This is a genomic window from Sporomusa sp. (assembly GCF_035561155.1).
Lineage (GTDB): Bacteria > Bacillota > Negativicutes > Sporomusales > Sporomusaceae > Sporomusa.
The window spans coordinates 1-19,234 of the sequence record NZ_DATMYD010000125.1; the positions used below are offsets into that span (position 1 = coordinate 1).

18 protein-coding genes are annotated in these 19,234 nt (G+C 46.8%); 17 read left to right on the top strand and 1 reads right to left on the bottom strand.

The window, feature by feature from the left end:
* Positions 1–148 precede the first annotated feature (148 nt).
* The 16 genes from pruA to pyrR all read left to right on the top strand — a co-directional run bounded on the left by pruA (position 149) and on the right by pyrR (position 14,567).
* Positions 149–1,696, top strand: coding sequence for an L-glutamate gamma-semialdehyde dehydrogenase (gene pruA, locus VN447_RS16835; protein WP_325526506.1), 1,548 nt, complete (start codon positions 149–151; stop codon positions 1,694–1,696).
* A gap of 263 nt (positions 1,697–1,959) precedes the next feature.
* Positions 1,960–3,126 carry an ABC transporter substrate-binding protein gene (locus VN447_RS16840; protein ID WP_325526507.1) on the top strand — a complete coding sequence of 389 codons (1,167 nt, stop codon included), beginning with the start codon at positions 1,960–1,962 and terminating at the stop codon, positions 3,124–3,126.
* Between the two features lie 193 nt (positions 3,127–3,319).
* Entirely contained in the window at positions 3,320–3,991 is a 672-nt protein-coding gene (locus VN447_RS16845; RefSeq protein WP_325526508.1) for a YggS family pyridoxal phosphate-dependent enzyme, read from the top strand.
* Positions 3,992–4,008: 17 nt separating this feature from the next.
* Positions 4,009–4,458: a cell division protein SepF gene (locus VN447_RS16850; protein WP_325526509.1), complete on the top strand. Its 450-nt coding sequence runs from the start codon at positions 4,009–4,011 to the stop codon at positions 4,456–4,458.
* Between the two features lie 24 nt (positions 4,459–4,482).
* The gene (proC, locus tag VN447_RS16855) at positions 4,483–5,295 is read left to right on the top strand and encodes a pyrroline-5-carboxylate reductase (RefSeq protein WP_325526510.1); all 813 of its coding nucleotides are present in this window, start codon (positions 4,483–4,485) and stop codon (positions 5,293–5,295) included.
* A complete protein-coding gene (locus VN447_RS16860; RefSeq protein ID WP_325526511.1) occupies positions 5,295–6,089 on the top strand; it encodes an RNA-binding protein in 795 nt (264 codons plus the stop codon). Before proC ends, VN447_RS16860 begins: the two co-directional genes overlap by 1 nt.
* A gap of 21 nt (positions 6,090–6,110) precedes the next feature.
* The gene (locus VN447_RS16865) at positions 6,111–6,563 is read left to right on the top strand and encodes a DivIVA domain-containing protein (RefSeq protein WP_325526512.1); all 453 of its coding nucleotides are present in this window, start codon (positions 6,111–6,113) and stop codon (positions 6,561–6,563) included.
* 2 nt (positions 6,564–6,565) lie between these two features.
* Positions 6,566–6,871, top strand: coding sequence for a DUF167 domain-containing protein (locus tag VN447_RS16870; protein ID WP_325526513.1), 306 nt, complete (start codon positions 6,566–6,568; stop codon positions 6,869–6,871).
* 291 nt (positions 6,872–7,162) lie between these two features.
* Positions 7,163–9,964, top strand: a complete 2,802-nt coding sequence (gene ileS / locus VN447_RS16875; RefSeq protein WP_325526551.1) for an isoleucine--tRNA ligase — start codon at positions 7,163–7,165, stop codon at positions 9,962–9,964.
* 76 nt (positions 9,965–10,040) lie between these two features.
* On the top strand, positions 10,041–10,367 hold the full coding sequence (locus tag VN447_RS16880; RefSeq protein ID WP_325526514.1) for a DUF5665 domain-containing protein: 327 nt from the start codon (positions 10,041–10,043) through the stop codon (positions 10,365–10,367).
* A 22-nt stretch (positions 10,368–10,389) separates the two neighbouring features.
* Entirely contained in the window at positions 10,390–10,917 is a 528-nt protein-coding gene (locus tag VN447_RS16885; RefSeq protein ID WP_325526515.1) for a nitroreductase family protein, read from the top strand.
* Between the two features lie 15 nt (positions 10,918–10,932).
* Complete coding sequence (locus tag VN447_RS16890) at positions 10,933–11,607, top strand: TraR/DksA C4-type zinc finger protein (protein WP_325526516.1); 675 nt, start codon at positions 10,933–10,935, stop codon at positions 11,605–11,607.
* A gap of 151 nt (positions 11,608–11,758) precedes the next feature.
* A complete protein-coding gene (locus VN447_RS16895; protein WP_325526517.1) occupies positions 11,759–12,463 on the top strand; it encodes a TVP38/TMEM64 family protein in 705 nt (234 codons plus the stop codon).
* 102 nt (positions 12,464–12,565) lie between these two features.
* Entirely contained in the window at positions 12,566–13,036 is a 471-nt protein-coding gene (lspA, locus tag VN447_RS16900) for a signal peptidase II (RefSeq protein WP_325526518.1), read from the top strand.
* A 39-nt stretch (positions 13,037–13,075) separates the two neighbouring features.
* Entirely contained in the window at positions 13,076–13,999 is a 924-nt protein-coding gene (locus VN447_RS16905) for an RluA family pseudouridine synthase (protein WP_325526552.1), read from the top strand.
* A 4-nt stretch (positions 14,000–14,003) separates the two neighbouring features.
* Complete coding sequence (gene pyrR / locus VN447_RS16910; protein WP_325526519.1) at positions 14,004–14,567, top strand: bifunctional pyr operon transcriptional regulator/uracil phosphoribosyltransferase PyrR; 564 nt, start codon at positions 14,004–14,006, stop codon at positions 14,565–14,567.
* Here pyrR and VN447_RS16915 read toward each other — a convergent pair.
* The gene (locus VN447_RS16915; protein ID WP_325526520.1) at positions 14,554–16,308 is read right to left on the bottom strand and encodes an Rqc2 family fibronectin-binding protein; all 1,755 of its coding nucleotides are present in this window, start codon (positions 16,306–16,308) and stop codon (positions 14,554–14,556) included. The genes pyrR and VN447_RS16915 overlap by 14 nt on opposite strands.
* A 146-nt stretch (positions 16,309–16,454) precedes the next feature.
* Here VN447_RS16915 and VN447_RS16920 point away from each other — a divergent pair, with 146 nt between their 5' ends.
* The gene (locus VN447_RS16920; protein ID WP_325526521.1) at positions 16,455–19,211 is read left to right on the top strand and encodes a calcium-translocating P-type ATPase, SERCA-type; all 2,757 of its coding nucleotides are present in this window, start codon (positions 16,455–16,457) and stop codon (positions 19,209–19,211) included.
* The last annotated feature ends 23 nt before the right edge of the window (positions 19,212–19,234 follow it).

The following is a 19,234-nucleotide window of genomic DNA, read 5'->3' on the forward strand; positions in this document are numbered from 1 at the left end:
GCGGTTTGTTTGCCGTACCCAAAAACCACATAGCGACCAGCTTAGCCAGTCTATCCGGGGGAGTAGGCTCTATATTATCAATGTGAAATACTGTGAATACACGAGAAAAACGAAGAAAAGTTTTTGATTATTAAGGGAGGTTATAACAATGTTAGTAGAATACAAAAATGAAGCACTCGTCAATTTTGCCCTACCCGAAAACCGCGCCGCTATGGAGCAGGCGCTCGCCAACGTCGCTGCGCAAAAAGGCAGTCACTTCCCACTGGTCATTGGGGGCAAAAAAATAGATACCGAAGCTCGAATAACTTCAGTCAACCCCTCTAATTTTGAAGAGGTCATCGGCACCACCGCCAGAGCCAATACTGAATTAGCTGAAACAGCAGTCCAAAGTGCCCTGTCAGCCTTCGCCGATTGGCAATATGTCAGTCCGGAAGAACGGGCTCGCTATCTGTTTAAAGCCGCCGCTATTATGCGACGTAAAAAATTCGAGTTCTCAGCATGGCTGGTAGAAGAGTCAGGAAAAAATTGGGTAGAAGCTGATGCAGATACCGCCGAAGCCATTGACTTTTTGGAATACTATGCTCATCAGATGCTCCACTATGCTGCCGGTATGCCTGTTGTACCCAATGCCGGCGAGCAAAACGAGTGTTTTTACATTCCGCTGGGCGTTGGCCTTATTATTCCTCCTTGGAATTTCCCTTTGGCTATTCTGGCTGGCATGACAGCCGCCGCCATTGTCACCGGTAACACCGTTATTATGAAACCGGCCAGCACCACACCTGTCATTGCCGCTAAACTTATGGAACTGTGGGAAGAAGTCAGCCTGCCGCCCGGAGTCGTCAATTTCCTGCCAGGCAGCGGCAGCGCCATTGGCGATTACCTTGTCAGCCATCCTAAAATCCGGTTTATCAACTTTACCGGTTCTAAAGAAGTTGGCCTCAGAATTAATAAGCTAGCCGCCGAAGTTGTGCCAGGACAAAAATGGATAAAACGTGTTGTTGCCGAAATGGGCGGCAAGGACGCCATCATTGTTGACAGTGAAGCCGATATTGAAGACGCTGCCAATGGCATTGTCGCCTCAGCGTTTGGGTTCCAGGGACAAAAATGCTCAGCCTGCTCGCGTGCTATCATCGTCGCAGACGTATATGAGGAAATTGTTGCTAAAGTCGCCGCCAAAACCAAAGCCCTTAAAATGGGACCTGCCAGCGATCCAAACAGCAACGTGGGGCCGGTAATTGACAAGAACGCCTATGGAAAAATCCTCGAATACATTGAAATTGGCAAAAATGAAGGCCGGATCGTGGCCGGTGGTGTTAAAGGGGCTGAAAACGGTTACTTTATTGAGCCGACAGTTGTTGCTGATGTTGACTCAAAAGCCCGCGTCGCCCAGGAAGAAATCTTTGGGCCGGTCGTTGCCCTCATCAAAGCTGAGGATTATGACCAGGCTATTGCCATTGCCAATGATACTGAATATGGACTGACAGGAGCTGTATACTCCAAAAACCGGGCCAAGCTCGAGAAAGCCCGCCGGGAGTTCCATGTCGGCAACCTTTACCTCAACCGTAAATGCACCGGTGCACTTGTTGGCGTCCATCCGTTTGGTGGCTTTAATATGTCAGGTACCGACTCCAAAGCCGGTGGTGCCGACTATCTATTGCTCTTTATGCAGGCTAAATCGGTAGCGGAAAAACTGTAAATAACTTCTTCACAAATAAAAATACCTCTTGCAAATTTCAATAAACCGTAATACAATGTATAATCATAGGAAACAAAAGTATAATTAAATTTTTGGTATAAACAAGCAAAGTTGCTTTTTGGGGAGAGACATTTTTTGTCATTCTCTCCAAAAAGCTATTTTTTAACCCAAATTGACATTTAACAAACAGATTTATGGTGGAGGTGATATGTAAAACAAAGTTGGGGTGTCTTTATAATTTTGAGTGAATAGGGGAGGATATTATGAGTAAAATCGGATTAAAAATGGCGTGTCTATTAACAGTGCTGGTAATGTTGGCAGGGCTGGTCACAGGCTGTGGTGACACCGCCAGCAAAGACATCAAAATCGGTGTAGTTTACGAACTGACCGGCAATACTGCCTCTTTTGGAACAGCAGCCGCTAACGGCGCAAAAATGGCGTTTAAAGAAATCAATGCCAAGGGTGGCGTTCTCGGCAAGCAAATCCAACCGATAATGGCCGACAATAAAGGCGAACCTTCCGAATCTTCCAATGCGATGACCAAAGTTATTACCCAGGATAAAGTTATTGCCGTAACCGGTTTTACTACCAGCTCTAACGGCATCGCTGGCTCGACTGTAGCCGAAGCCAACAAAATTCCGTTCGTTGCTGCGGCTACTACCAACCCCAAAGTTACTCTAGATGAAAAAACCGGCAAAACCAAAGATTACACCTTCCGCGTCTGTTTCATTGATCCGTTTCAAGGCACTGTTGGCGCCAACTTTGCTTTAAACAGCCTTAAGACTAAAAAAGCAGCTATCATGATTGATAATTCCAGTGACTATAGCAAAGGTCTAGCACAATTCTTTAAAGACGCCTTTACTAAAGGCGGTGGTCAGATCATCTCTGAAGAAGCATACTTACAAAAAGACCAGGATTTTAAAACAATCCTGACCAAGATTAAAGCAACTAACCCTGAAATTCTTTATGTACCCGGCTACTATGAAGAAGTTGGAAAAATCGTTAAGCAGGCTCGCGAAATGGGTATTACTATTCCGGTAGTCGGTGGCGACGGCTGGGATTCTCCGAAGCTTACTGAAATTGGCGGACCGCAGGCCCTTAACAATACTTATTTCACCAATCATTATTCTGTAGAAGATACCAGCCCACTGTCAAAGGCTTTTGTTGAAAATTACAAAAAAGAATTCGGCCAAATGCCTGACGCTATGGCAGTACTAGGTTATGATGCCGCTTACGTACTTGTTGACGCCATCAAACGCGCCAACAGCACCGAGGCAGCCAAAATCCGCGAAGCGTTAGCCGCAACTAAAGACTATAAAGGTGCCGCTGGCGACCTGACTCTAAACAATAACCATGATGCCGTGAAAGGTGCGGTTATCCTCGAAATGAAAGATGGCAAGCAAGTATATAAAGAGACTGTAAAACCATAAGAAAAATTGCTGCGAAAATCGCCATCTGGTTATACCAGATGGCGATTTTTTAAATTTTGTCCGCATTTGTTAAACTATTTGGCGAAAACAAATTTTTTAATAGTTTTTATGTTAAAAAGATAGAATAAATATATCATTTTTAGAGGAAAATTTTGTTTCTGGGCGAATAAATTACTAGAATGGAGGGTTTGCCATGTCTATAGCGCAAAACATTGCTGAAATACAAAAAAAAATAGATATAAACAAGGTAAAGCTTGTGGTAGTCACTAAGAACCACAGCGCTTCAGCCATATTAGAAGCAATGGCCTCAGGGATAATAGCTGTGGGGGAAAATAGGGTTCAGGAAATGCTGACCAAGTATCCCGCAATACAGGCTGCAGGCAAATTGGCTGAGTGGCATCTTATCGGGCATTTGCAAACAAACAAGGTGCGTCAAGCAGTACCACTGGCTGATCTCATTCACTCAGTCGACAGTGAGCGCCTGGCCATCGAAATTGACAAAGTAGCCGGCAAACTGGGCAAACGTCAGGATGTGCTGCTTCAGGTTAACATCGCCGATGAAGAGAGCAAATTCGGCATTGAAGCTGGACAAGCCCTGCCGCTGGCTAATTTCATTAGCCGGCTTGAGCATATCAGGCTGTGTGGTCTTATGACAATTGCACCTTTTAGCGAGAATCCCGAAACAGTACGTCCCGTATTTAAGGAAATGTACCGACTGTTCAGCGAACTAAAAACGCTAAAATTAGCCAATACTGAGATCAAGTGGCTATCGATGGGCATGACGAATGATTATATGGTAGCTATCGAAGAGGGAGCAAACTTGGTGCGTATCGGCACTGGAATATTTGGCTCGCGTCAATATTAAGGAGGAGAGAGGAAGCTATGAAGTTCATGGAGAAAGTTTGGGGCAGCCTTGGTCTGTTTGAACCATCAGAACAAGAGGAAGATCGTCCGAAAATAGAGGAAGCCGAGTCGAGAACCAGACAGAAGAGTAACAACGTAGTGTCACTGCCTATGGCCCAGAACAACAGCCAGCAGCAAACTAAACAAGTTAAGGTTATGGTTGTTGAACCGTTTTCCTTTGATGATGCTCAGCATGTCGCCGACTATCTAAAAAGCCGCAAACCGGTTGTTGTCAATCTTGAAAACACAGATCCTGACATTGCCAAACGCATGATTGACTTTATTAGCGGCACAACTTATGCCTTAAATGGCCAAATTCAAAAAGTCGGCAATAATATCTTCCTATGCGCCCCTAATAACGTGGATGTTGCCTACAGTCCGCGGGACGATGGCGGCGACAAGACGCTGCTTCCTTGGACGAATAAATAGTTTTATATACCAGACGGAGGATTTATGCTGACAAATAAACAGATTGGTTTTATCGGCGGCGGCGCAATGGCCGAAGCACTTATCCGCGGCATCTTACACGCCGGATTAGTGACGCCGTCACAAATAGTAGTAAGCGATGTTTCGCCTGAACGTCTGGGCTACTTACGCGGCACTTTTACAGTGTCGACGACGACTGACAGCCAGGAAATCGCAAAACAGTCCGACATACTGTTTTTAACAGTAAAACCACAGGTTATTAATGGTGTGATTGATAACATTGCGCCAGTGGTTGCCAAAACGACTGTTGTGGTTTCAATCGCTGCCGGAGTAACCATTGCCACCTTCCAGGGTAAAATGCCAGGAGTACCTATTATCAGAGTTATGCCCAACACGCCTGTTGCTGTGGGCGAGGGTATGTCAGCTATGGCGCTCGGTAAATACGCTACCACTGCCGTAAGTGAACCGGTAGCCGAGGTATTTGCCTCAGTCGGTAAAGTAGTCACAGTAAATGAAGACGCTATGGATGCTGTAACCGGCCTCTCCGGCAGCGGTCCGGCCTACGCCTTTGTGTTAATTGACGCGCTCACTGACGCTGGCGTTAGAGTTGGGTTCTCCCGCCAGACAGCAGTATTGCTAGCCGCTCAGACACTTATGGGCGCGGCCAAAATGGTATTGGAAACAGGCGAACACCCGGCAAAACTGCGGGATATGGTTACTTCACCGGGCGGTACAGCCATTACCGGTGTCCATGTGTTAGAGCAAAACGGCATCCGTGCCGCGCTTATTGACGCTGTTGTTGCAGCCACGAACCGCTCTCGCGAAATGGGGAGACGGTAATGAGCGAACGAGATAAAATATTGCGCTATTACCGTTCTTCCGGTGATGTCGAGTTGGCTGCCAAACTCCTGGACTTAGCTGAAGTAACGCTCAAAAATCGCAAATATAAAGTCAGCGAATTTCTTGATCCCTATGGTCAAAGCATTGCTGAAACCATAGCCGCCCACTATGATCGGCTGACTATGGAAACAAATGGCGGGTACGCCGGTGCTGAGCGAATGAAAGCAGCTTTTGTTGATACAGATTTTCTTGATTATGCGGGGTCACTTGATTATTGTATAGATACCCTTGTTATACAATGGGACAGCCGTTATTATCGTCCGTCGCACAGGGATGTTCTCGGAGCGCTCATGGGCCTTGGGATTAAACGCGAAATTCTAGGCGACATTATTATGGCTAGCGAGCAGTGCTATGTCATAACTGACACAGCTATGGCCGCCTATATTGTGCAAAATCTAACCGAGATAGGACAGGCTGCTGTCTCTGTTTCACAGGCATCACTTGACGATATTCCTGCCAAGGAGGAAAAAGTCAAGGAAATCCGGTCGACAGTCGCCTCATTGCGCTTAGATGCCGTGGCTGCATCAGGTTTTGGAACCTCACGCACCAGAATGGCCGAAGATATTGCCGCCGCAAAGGTAAAAATTAACTGGCAGGAAGCCAAAAGCTCATCCCAAGCCGTAAAGGTTGGAGATGTTATCTCAATGCGCGGTCGCGGCAGGGTTGAAGTCATTGAAGTCCCTGGTCAAACAAAAAAGGGCAGATACAGTGTTCTACTTAGAAGATTTATGTAATTAGAATAGGGGTGGGGAGTTATGCTTACACCGTTAGATATCCACAGTAAAGAGTTCAAACGCAGCTTTCGCGGGTACAACGAGGAAGAAGTGGATGAGTTTCTTGACAGAGTCATTAAAGACTATGAAACTCTGTACCGCGAAAACATTGATTTGAAAGAAACAATTGAACGTCTTAACAGCAAACTCGAACACTATCAGCATATGGAGAATACTCTCCACAGTACGCTGGTTATTGCGCAGGAAACAGCCGAAGAAGTCAAACTCAATGCGAAAAAAGAAACCGAGCTCATGGTTAAAGAGGCAGAAATACGCGCCCAAAAACTAGTTGACGAAGGGCTGTCCAAAGTCCGTAAGATGACTGGAGAGTATGAGGAACTGAAAAAACAGTCGCAGGTTTTTCGCACCCGACTGCGTACCCTCTTACAGGCTCAAATGGAAATGCTCAATAATGCCGAAGAAGATGAAAACTAGCCTTGTCTGAAAATAAGCTGGATATTAAAGAGCTACCGGACGGTATTTCCTTTAAAGTACGTGTCCAGCCGCGTTCAAGCAAGAGCGCTGTTGGCGGTATTATAGGCGACAGCCTAAAAATCAACCTTACATCGCCACCGGTTGACGGTGAAGCAAATGCAGCCTGCATTGCCTTTATCGCCAGTTTATTCAAGGTGGCCAAAAGTACTGTTATTATCACCAGTGGGCAAACGAGCCGTTCAAAAATTATCAAAGTGATCGGCCTTGATAAAAATAATTTTTTCACAGTATTAGCTGCCTATATTTGACTTTGTTCGCCAATCATGTATAATATATGCGTACATGATAATATTTTTATCAGTAATGACGGAGACACGCCTCGATGGCGGTTTACAGCGAACCAGGACATGGTGTAAGCCTGGTAACCAAAGTCATGGTCTGACATCGCTCCCGAACTGCGGACTGAACATTCAAGTAAGCTCCGCCGTTTGACGCCCGTTACAGCGTTATAAAGTGGCTATATTAGCCAGTAGGGTGGTACCACGGGAACTTATCTCTCGTCCCTTTTCAGGGATGAGAGTTTTTTTATTTTTATGGAGGTGCTAATTTTGGATTACAGCAAAACACTTAACCTGCCACAGACAGAATTCCCTATGCGCGCCAATCTTCCTGAACGAGAGCCCAAATTGCTCGAATATTGGCGTGAACAACAGATTTATGACAAAAAGACGACCCAAAGTAAGGGCAAGACCAAGTTTGTCCTACATGACGGCCCGCCATATGCCAACGGTAATATTCATATTGGTACGGCTTTAAACAAAATCCTCAAGGATATAATTGTCAAATATAAATCATTACAAGGCTTTGACACCCCATACGTGCCAGGCTGGGATACCCACGGCCTGCCCATCGAACACGCTGCCATCAAGATTCTTGGCTTAAACCGTCATGAGCTAAATCCGTTAGATTTGCGCCGTGAGTGCAAGCAATATGCCCTCAAGTGTCTTGACCTGCAGCGGGAAGACTTCAAACGTCTGGGCGTTGCCGGCGACTGGGAAAACCCGTATGTAACACTCGTTCCTGAATATGAAGCCAAACAGATTGAAGTGTTTGGCACTATGGCTAAAAAAGGCTATATTTACAAAGGTCTTAAGTCGGTTTATTGGTGTACTTCGTGTGAAACAGCGCTGGCTGAAGCCGAGATTGAATACGCTGAGAAAAAATCCCACTCAATCTATGTTAAGTTTCCACTTATTGACGATAAAGGCAACCTGCCGGTAGGCGTCGACTCTGCGAAAGTATACGCCGTTATCTGGACGACAACCCCCTGGACGATGCCCGCAAACGTTGCCATCAGCGTCCACCCTGAGATTGAATATGCCTGGGTGGAGATAAACGACGAAATTTACCTCCTAGCAAGCGAATTGGTTGAAAGTGTTGTTAAAGCCAACAACCTAGGAGAATATTCTATCCTATCGACAATGAAAGGCTCCGACATAGAGGGCATGGTATTCAGCCATCCGTTCTTTGACCGTGAATCTCCCGTCATCCTGGGTGAGCATGTTACACTGGAAGCCGGTACCGGTTGCGTACATACTGCCCCCGGCCATGGACAAGAAGACTTTGAAGTCGGTATGAAATACGGTCTTCCTATCATCAACCCGGTTGACCCGGCAGGTAAGTTTACTGCCGAAGCCGGCAAATTTGAAGGTATGACAGTATCTGACGCCAATGTGCCTGTCATTAAAGAATTGGCTGCACTTGGCTTACTACTGGGTAAAAGCTCGATTAAACACCAATATGCTCACTGCTGGCGCTGCAAAAACCCCATTATTTACCGTGCCACTGAGCAATGGTTTGCTTCGGTCGAAGGGTTCAGAAGCGAGGCACTTAATGCTATTGCCAATGACGTTAAGTGGATTCCGGCCTGGGGCGAAGACCGCATTCATAACATGGTGGCAGACCGCCAGGACTGGTGTATCTCACGCCAGCGCGTGTGGGGCGTTCCTATTCCGATTTTCTACTGCACTAAGTGCAACGAGCATATAATTAATGACGAGACGATTGGTGCTGTTAAAGAAATTTTCCGGCGCGAGGGCTCAGACGCTTGGTGGGCAAAAAAACCAGAAGAAATCTTGCCCCAAGGTTTTGCCTGCCCGCACTGCGGTCACAGTGAGTTCCGCAAAGAAACCGACATTATGGATGTGTGGTTTGACAGTGGTTCCAGCCATGCCGCTGTGCTTGAACAGCGCGAGGAGCTACAATGGCCAGCCGACCTTTATCTTGAAGGCAGTGACCAGCATCGCGGCTGGTTCCAGTCATCACTCTTAACCTCAGTGGCCACCCGGGGAACGGCGCCATATAAGGCGGTATTGACCCATGGTTTCGTTGTAGACGGCGATGGCCGGAAAATGTCCAAGTCAGTCGGCAATACAATCTATCCGCAGGAAGTTATCAAACAATATGGCGCCGATATTCTCCGCCTGTGGGTAGCGTCTGCGGATTATAAGGCTGATATCCGCATCTCCAATGATATTCTAAAGCAGTTAGCTGAAGTATATCGTAAAATCCGTAATACCTTCCGCTACATTCTAGGTAGCCTGCATGACTTCAACCCAGACACCGACAAAGTTGCCTATAATCAGCTTCTTGAAATTGACCGTTGGGCGCTCATGCGTCTGGAACAAGTCCGGGCTAAGGTCACCCAAGCCTATGAAGATTATGAGTTCCATCTGTTATACCATACTGTCCATAACTTCTGCGCCGTAGATTTAAGCGCTTTCTACCTTGATATCCTTAAAGACCGAGTATACACCGCGCTGCCTGGTTCTGTTGAGCGCCGTGCTGCTCAGACAGCCATGTACGAAATCCTAAATACCTTGGTAGCCGTTGTGGCACCGGTATTGACCTTTACATCCGAAGAGGTATGGCAGCATATGCCTAAAGAGCAGGGGCGTCCTGAAAGTGTACAGTTGACTAGCTGGCCGATAGCCCATCCTGAATATCTTGATGCTGCGCTGGGAGCCAAATGGGATAAAATCCTCGAAATGCGCGGCGAAATTACCAAAGCACTCGAGACTGCCCGCCGCAACAAAGTTATTGGCCACTCCTTAGATGCTGCTGTTAGTCTCTATGCTGCTGGTGAAGAACTAACTGCTCTTTCGGCTGTTAAGGACGATTTAGCCACACTGCTCATTGTTTCTGACGTAACTTTATCTAATACATTTGAACAAGCTCCAGGTGAAGCTTATCGTGCCGCTGACATGCAACTGGCCGTTGCTGTGGCTCCGGCGCAAGGCGTCAAATGCGAACGTTGCTGGATTTATAGCTCAACAGTGAACCAGGACACAGAGCATCCATCTCTCTGTCACCGGTGCGCTACTGTAGTAAAAAATATGTAAGCATGATAAACCGGGAGTTTAATCCCGGTTTATTTTTATTAGCCGGGGAATAATAATACAGGTGGGGGACTGTTGTATGGACAATAAAAATCGGGTAAATACTATTAAGACTGACGAGCAACAGCCTGAATTTGTAGCCAAACAGCTCGAACGGCTTGTCAATCGGCTGGAAGCCATGCGGATTGCTGATTACATGGAAATGCTTGAACGTCCGGCCAGGCTGATTTTCACAAATTTTGTTGCTGGCATAGCCCGTGGTTTAGGAATTGCAATTGGAGCCAGCTTGGTGTTTGCCTTGCTGCTCGCTTTTCTCAAGCGGTTGATCATGCTCAACATACCAGGTATCGGCGGTTTTATCGCCGATATTGTCCGGTTTGTCGAGACTAAAAACGGTACGTTCTAATTCCATCTAGGGAGGCTGGAACATGACAAAAGACATCTTTGACTGCATTCGTGAAAGCCACAGTGTCCGTAGTTTTAAGTCCGCGCAAATTCCTGAGCCAACCTTAACAAGAATTTTAGAGGCAGGGAATATGGCACCAAGCGCCGGTAATCTGCAACCTTGGTACTTCTTTGTAGTGCAAGACTCATCAGTAAAGGACAAACTGGCTTCTGCCGCTTTTGACCAAGAGCAGGTCAACGACGCGCCAACCGTTGTCGTTATCTTAGCTGACCCAGCTCGTTCCAATGAGCGGTACGGCGAACGAGGTGCCCAGCTATATTGTCTTCAGGACACGGCAGCGGCCACTCAAAATATCCTATTAGCTGCTGAGGGACTGGGTATTGCGGCCTGCTGGGTCGGTGCTTTCGACGAAACCAAAGTTGAAGAGGCAGTAGAAGCTCCACCGCGCCTCAGAGCTGTAGCCATGATTTGCTTGGGCTACAGTGATGAGCAGCCTAAAGAATATAAAGAGCGGCTGCGTTTGGCTGAAGTCGCCAAATTTATTCATTGACAAGGGGGCTTCATCTTGCACCCTGAAACAATAACAAAGTTCAAGTTGCAGTTAGATGCTAAAAAACGTGATTTAGTTCATACAATTTTAAAACTAGAAGATAACGGTCTCCGGTCTGCTTTATCCAATACAACAGGTGAACTATCCAGCTATGATAATCATCCAGCTGACCTAGGCAGTGAGACTTTTGAGCGAGGCAAGGACTTAGGACTTCGGGACAATGAGCGTGTACTCTTAAGTAGTGTCGAGCGAGCGTTAGAAAAAATCCACAATGGCACCTATGGACGTTGTGACCACTGCGGCGCGGAGATATCGCCTGAGAGGCTTGAGGCGCTGCCATGGGCCACCCAGTGTATAGATTGCCAAGAGTCACTCGAACAAACAGACGTTACCCCCCGACCACTGGAAGAAGAATCACTCGAGCCGCCGTTTCATAGAAGTTTTCTGGACTCGGCCAAGTTTGAATTTGTCGGCTATGATGGCGAGGATGCGTTGCAGGATGTGGCGCGGTACGGAAGCTCAGACACGCCGCAGGATATTCCGGGTTCATACAATTACAAGGCGCTGTTTCCCAATAGCAACGAGCACCAGGGCATTGTTGACCTGGCAGATGCTATCCCCAACGAACCGGGCAGCACCAGCCACCACGCCAGAAGACGACAGAAAGAGGAAAAACAAACCGGGCGCTAACTGCCTGGTTTGTTTTTTTGTGTGCAGGATTTTACCTGCTTTTGTTTAATTATAAACGTGCAAGCGGGTATACTATTTAGGTTGATAAACTATTAACATCATGGCTTTCAGCCGAATATTTCTATAGAAACCAGGGCATGGAGGTGGCTTTATGACCCGTCCGGAACCCAAGTGCATAGTGTTTGCCAAAATTAGCGTTTTGGGCCTGGTTATAGCCGCTTATTTTTGGTTGCCTGGAGTACAGCAGTTTGCCACCGAAGGTATTACATATCTAAGATGCCGCAACTTTGAAGGCCTGCGTCAGTTTATTCTATCTTACGGCCTATGGGCTCCTTTGACCAGTATTGCGCTTATGACCCTGCAATCTATGGTACCGCTGGTACCAGGGCTCATTATAACTATCACCAACGCCTGGATATTTGGCTGGCAGTACGGCACTTTGTATTCCTGGGCAGGCGCTCTCCTGGGCGCAGCCCTTGATTTTGGTATTGCCCGCTGGTATGGCCGCCCGGTAGTTGAGCGATTTATCAGCGTCAAATATTTAATTTTTACTGATACCTTTTTTAGGAGACAGGGTGTATTGGCCGTGTTTATCACCCGGCTAATCCCAATCGTTCCCTTTAAAGTCATAAGCTATGGGGCAGGACTGACAAAAATTTCACTGCTTCAATTTACTGTAGCTACAGCCATCGGCCAGACTCCGGCTATTGTGCTATATTCGATACTAGGGCAAAATCTTACCCATAATTTTAGATTGGCCGCAGCGATTACGTCACTCCTTATAGCCTCAGGGCTCATTGTCTATTACTACCGTGATACCTTTGAACGCTACTTTATTCCCAACAAAGACAAGTAAAAAACGCGGCAATATTCGCCGCGCTTCTTTACGTTTGGAAAATTTTCCGGTATCATATTATCATAGTTTAAGGCATTTAGATAAGGATAGGAGAGAAGTTTGGTGCCGATATTATTACTAGGAGTTATCGCAGCCGCAGTTATCGTCCTTGATCAGTGGTCAAAACAATATGTACAGGCCCATATGCTGCCCGGAATGTCGATACCAGTGCTAGACAACATTTTTCATATAACTTATGTGTTAAACCCAGGCGCTGCTTTTGGCATTTTAGAAAACCAGCAGATGTTTTTTATTGTAATTGCTTTGGTTATGTTGGGACTTACTGTTTATTTTTTCAAACAGATCCCCAAAAACTTCATTCTCATGCGACTGGGCTTAAGCTTGCTTTCAGGTGGTGCTGTCGGTAATGTTATTGACAGGGTACAAACCGGATATGTGGTGGATTTTTTTGATTTCCGCATCTGGCCGGTATTTAATGTGGCCGATATTGCTATTGTAACAGGTGTCAGCTGTGTAATTTACACACTTGTATTTATGTCTTTTCCAAACCAAAACCAAGAAAACTCAAGATAGGATGATATTGTGGAACACAACCAATGTAACGACAGTAACATGGCTAGCATCGAGGCAACCAGCCAAGAACAGGGTATCAGACTGGATGTTCTATTAACAAACCGGTTTCCCGAGTTATCCCGCTCTCATCTACAAAAATTAATTGCCGACAGGCTGGTAACCGTTAATGGTAAAGCAGCTAAGGCTAACTATAAGGCCCAGGCCGAAGATAACATCACGATCACTTTCCCTGAAGCTAAACCTGTTGAAATTGCGGCGGAAGCTATCCCGCTTGACATCGTTTACGAAGATGCCGATATTATAGTCGTAAACAAAGCCCGCGGCATGGTTGTCCATCCGGCAGCCGGCAACTACCAGGGCACACTGGTCAATGCACTGTTAGAACACTGCACAGACTTATCAGGTATCAACGGCGAAATCCGCCCCGGCATTGTGCATCGCCTTGATAAAGATACTTCCGGCGTCATGGTAGCCGCCAAAAATGACCGCGCCCATCTCGATCTGGCTGAACAAATCAAAAGCCGCACCGCCAGTCGCAAGTACCTAGCTATTGTTCATGGTAACATTGCTGAAGAACAGGGCATCATTAACGCTCCTATTGGCCGCCATCCGTCTGACCGAAAAAAAATGGCTGTTACCTTTAGTAACAGCAAAGAAGCAATAACCCGCTTCCGCGTTGTCGAGCGGTTTGTTAATTTTACACTTGTCGAATGCAAACTGCAGACCGGCCGTACACACCAAATCAGAGTTCACATGCAGTACATAGAGCACCCGGTTGTGGGTGATCCCAAATACGGACCTGAGAAAAAGCGGTTTGAAATTGAAGGCCAAGCGCTTCATTCGGCAGAACTGTCACTTAAGCACCCTGTTACTGGCGAGATCATGGTGTTTACTGCACCCATGCCAGATGATATGATTAATATACTTAAACAATTAGAAGCGATAAAGAGAGAGGAGAAATAAGAATATGGCAAATCACGTAAATATGGCGGATAAAGCTGTCATCATGGATTCACAAGCCATCAAGCGCGCACTCACCCGGGTAGCCCACGAAATTGTTGAGCGCAATAAAGGGGTCAGTGACTTAGCGCTGGTCGGTATCAGAACACGCGGTGTTCCGTTAGCACAGCGCATAGCAGAGGAAATCAAGAGGATTGAAGGTGTTGATCTGCCTGTAGGCATCCTGGATATCACGCTGTACAGGGATGACCTGTCAACACTGGCATATCAGCCCATTGTCCACGAGACGCTCATTCCGTTTTCTATTAACGACAAAAAAGTTGTTCTTGTTGATGATGTCTTATTTACTGGGCGTACTGTACGAGCGGCGCTAGATGCTATCATTGATATTGGCCGTCCATCTGCTATTCAGCTGGCTGTGCTTATTGACCGCGGCCATCGAGAACTCCCCGTTAGAGCCGACTATGTAGGGAAGAATGTACCGACTTCAGGCAAAGAAATAGTCAGCGTGCAGCTGACCTCAATTGATAGCAGTGAGCAGGTTGTCATTAAAGAAATTATTGAGGACTAATCAGTTGTTGTACAAGTGTTTCATCCGGTGTTACATATACTGTGTTCTGATGATCATAAATGACAAAACCAGGTTTAGCACCAGAAGGTTTACGGACATGGCGCCGCTTGGTATAGTCGACAGGAACATTGGCCGATTGACGGCCTTTACTGAAATAGGCGGCTAACTGCGCTGCCTCTTTGATCGCGTGTGCTGTAATTTCTCGGTTATCACCACGAATAATGACATGTGAACCAGGTATATCTTTGGTGTGCAGCCAAATGTCATCAGGTTGGGCTTGTTTAAATGTCACCTGGTCATTTTGGCGATTATTTTTACCAACGATAAGACTAAAGCCATCGCTGGTCTTCGCAGTTAGAGGTGATGATGGTGCCGTTGGCAGACGACGCTTTTCGGATGTTTTTATATAGCCAGCTGTGATTAGTTCCTGACGTACTTCGTTCACCTCGGCACTCGCGACCGCGTGGGTAAGAGCTACAGCAATGCTCTCTAAATAGGTGATCTCTCCCTGGCATTCTTTGAGCTGACAGGCCAAATGCTCCCCAGAGCGTTTGGCCTTATTGTATTTTACATAATACTGCTGCGCATTTTCCAGTGGTGACAACGCAGGATCTAGGTTGATAACAATCTGCTGAGCATTAGGCTCCTCACTATAGATGTCTAGCAAAGCTTGTTCATGAACGCCAGAGGTAACAGCATATAGATTAGCCATCAGAATATCGCCATATTTTCGGAGTTCATTTGCGTTTTCTGCCTGGGACAGTTCTTCTGTTAAGACAGCATGCTTGCGGGTTAGCTTGGCCAATTCCACCGTAAGTAACTTGGTTAATAGTTCTTTTTCGGGCAAGGACGGACGACCCCTGAATTTGTCAAAGTACTCGACAGCAGCGCTCATACTTGAAAAATTGTTAAGGTTATACTGGCTGAGATGCCCGGGTACAAAGGCAGCAATGGCCAATGGCCGGCTCTGCCCCTCGACTATAACACTGGGTGTGACCTGCCCCTCCTTAAGGGGTATAGCGATACTGGCAACCGCTTCGCTCAGTGCGTCTACATCAGCGTTATCAAGCTCACCGAGGCGAATGTCTGGAGAAAATCCGCCGCGCCATGCAATCTCCTGCGCCGTGAGCGGGCCAAGACCAATCCCGGTAGCAATGATTGCTTTGCTGAGTGAAGCGGCAGGAGCCGCTAATACCCGCCCCGCAAACAAGGACGGCTCAATCTCCAAGATGTTCAGGCGGTCTTGGCCTGGCGGGTAGACATACTCTTTTCCAGGCAGTACCTGACGGTAGCGACTTACATGAGCGGTCACCCGTTTAATAGCATCAATAATGGTATTATCCTGTGTTAAGATAATATTACTATGTTTACCCATAATTTCGACCACCAACCGTTTGGTCACAATTATCCCGCGTTCGCCGCGCACATCAATATTGATATTTACAATACGGTCAAGACTGTGCTGCTCAATGCTGGCAATGCGTCCGTCTTCCAGGTGTTTTCTAAGTAGCATGCAAAAATTAGGAGCCACAGCCGGGTTTTCCGGAGCCGATGCCGTAAGGAGCAATTTGGGGCGTTCCGGATTAGCTGAGAGAAAAAGACGCAGGTTTTCTCCCGGTTGACGCACCCACAGTAAGAGCGAATAGGAGTCTGGCTGAAACACTTTATCAATACGACCGCCGGTGAGGGCCGCGTTAATCTCACCCACGAGCGGTGCGAGAGACAATCCATCAATATTCATTTCGAAACCTCCGTCAGTCTACAGAACTTAAGCAATTTGCCAATAGTATATCACCCTTGGCAATTAGCGGTCAAACTCGGTCTAATTCGCCACCTAACAGAATAACATGGTTAATAAAGCAAAACGCATGTTAGCGAGGTGGCTGCATGGATAGGGAAAAATGGTATACACGTACGTCAGATGAAGCGGTTCAATTCTGGCAAACAAGCTTTGTAGACGGGTTATCTTCCTCTGAAGTTAACACCAGACTGGACAAATTCGGATTTAATGAGCTGGCCGAAAAAGAAAAAACCGCATGGTGGAAACGGTTTTTAGCACAGTTTCAGGATTTCATGGTATTAGTCTTGTTGGGGGCCACGCTGATATCCGCCTTTCTGGGCGAATATGCCGACGCGGTCACTATCTTAATCATTGTGCTGATGAATGCCGTTTTAGGGTTTGTCCAGGAATACCGGGCCGAACAGTCGCTGGCTGCATTAAAAAAGCTGGCTTCGCCCACTGCAAGAGTAGTGAGGAATAGCATGGTTCAGCAAATTCCAGCCAGAGAACTTGTGCCTGGAGACATTTTAGTACTTGAGGCGGGCGACAAGCTGGCTGCTGATGGCCGGCTCATTGATGTTCATAATATGGAAGTAGAAGAGGCAGCGCTTACAGGCGAATCCATGCCTGTGCGCAAAGTAGCTGACAGAAGCTTTAGTGAAGATGCTCCCCTGGGTGACAGAAGGAACATGGTATACGCCGGTACCAGTGTAGTCAGAGGCCGTGGCAAGGCCGTCGTCTGCGCGTCCGGAATGGCTACAGAAGTTGGTCATATTGCCGGTATGATTCAATCAACAACAGAAGAAGCCACTCCACTGGAACGGCGGTTGGACCATCTTGGTAAATGGTTGGTTTGGGGCTGTTTGGCTATTTGTTTGATCGTTGTCATTACTGGTGTGGCAAAAGGCGAATCCTTATTCCTGATGTGTATGGCTGGCATAAGCTTGGCTGTTGCGGCTATCCCTGAAGGCCTGCCTGCCATCGTAACAGTGGCCTTAGCTCTTGGTGTCCAGCGTATGATTAAGCAGCGGGCAATTATCCGGAAACTACCAGCGGTGGAGACGCTTGGCTGCACTACAGTAATCTGCTCTGACAAAACAGGAACATTGACGCAAAATGCGATGACAGTGCGACAGGTATTTACTGACGGCAACAAATATGAAATTACCGGAACAGGTTATGATATTAAAGGTGATATTCTACTTAATCAGCAGTCGTTTACTATCAGTAAGGATAAAGCCCTTCAGCAATGCCTCACCATTGGTGTTCTCTGTAATAATAGTACCTTAAAACAAAACAATGTTGCGATTACAGGTATCTGGCGCAATAAAACCGAAACCAGCTGGTCGGTAGAAGGCGACCCAACTGAAGGGGCCATTATTGTAGCTGCTGCCAAAGCTGCTATTTGGCAGGCTGAGATAGAAAAAACACAAAAGCGGGTGGCTGAGATTCCATTTGAATCCGAGCGACGCCGCATGTCGGTTGTATATCGCGATGTAAATAATAATAATATTCTATATATTAAAGGCGCCCCTGATACTATTCTCGAACTGTGCCGGTATTACCATACGGCGGCAGGTCCTACTTCTATGACTAATGAGCATATTACCAGAGTAAATAGTATTAGCGAACAAATGGCATCCCAGGCCCTCCGGGTACTTGCGGTGGCTTATCGCCGCCTGACACCGGCTCAAGCAAAGAATCCTGACGAAACCATCGAGAATGATTTGGTTTTCGCTGGGCTAATCGGTATGATTGATCCACCTCGCGAAGAAGCCAAATCCTCAATTGCCTTATGTCGTGAAGCCGGTATTAAAACAGTAATGATTACCGGCGACCACAAAAATACAGCAGTTGCTATCGCCCAGGAACTGCAAATTTATAAAGAAGGACAACATAAGGCGCTCACCGGCAAGGATCTTGACGCTATGAGCGAAGGGGAACTTGACGCCATAGTTAATAAAGTCACTGTGTATGCCCGAGTCTCGCCTGCCCATAAATTAAGTATCGTCCGGGCGCTTAAACGCCAGGGCCATATAGTAGCCATGACCGGTGACGGAGTTAATGATGCACCAGCCATAAAAGAAGCCGACATTGGCGTAGCTATGGGAATTTCCGGAACCGATGTCACCAAAGAAGCCTCGGCTATGGTTTTAGCTGATGACAACTTTGCCACAATTGTCGCAGCAGTAGAGGAAGGCCGCGGTATTTATGATAATATCAGAAAATTTATCAGATACCTGCTGTCTTGCAATATTGGCGAAGTACTGACCATGTTTTTAGCTGCGCTGCTAGGTCTACCGATGCCACTACTGCCTGTACAAATACTTTGGGTAAATCTTGTCACTGACGGGCTGCCAGCCATGGCGCTTGGCGTTGATCCCAATAACCCTAACATTATGCAGCGCCCACCCCGCCATCCTGGGGAAAGTGTTTTCTCCCGCGGCCTAAGCCGGAAAATTATTGGGCGCGGCATTCAAATTGGTTTAAGCACACTTTTTGTCTTTAGTGTGGTATACTATCTACAGAATGATTTGGCGCTGGCCCGGACAGCTGCATTTGCTACACTGGTTTATTGCCAGATGTTCCATGTATTTGACTGCCGGTCGGAAACTGCTACCATATTTGAACTTAAATTTACTAGCAATAAATATTTGCTGGCGGCCGTAACATTCTCGACAGTTATGCAGCTTTCAGTTATGTACATACCGTTTTTAAGCGCTATTTTTTCCACTGTGCCGCTTTCATTGGGCAACTGGGCGCTTGTCCTGACAGTATCCGGCTGGACGCTCATACTAAACGGCTTTAAACACCTATTCAGACGTCGTCCTGCGCGCCGCGCAGTTTTACCGCAAAACCGGTAACTACAATATCTAGGGGGAATAGC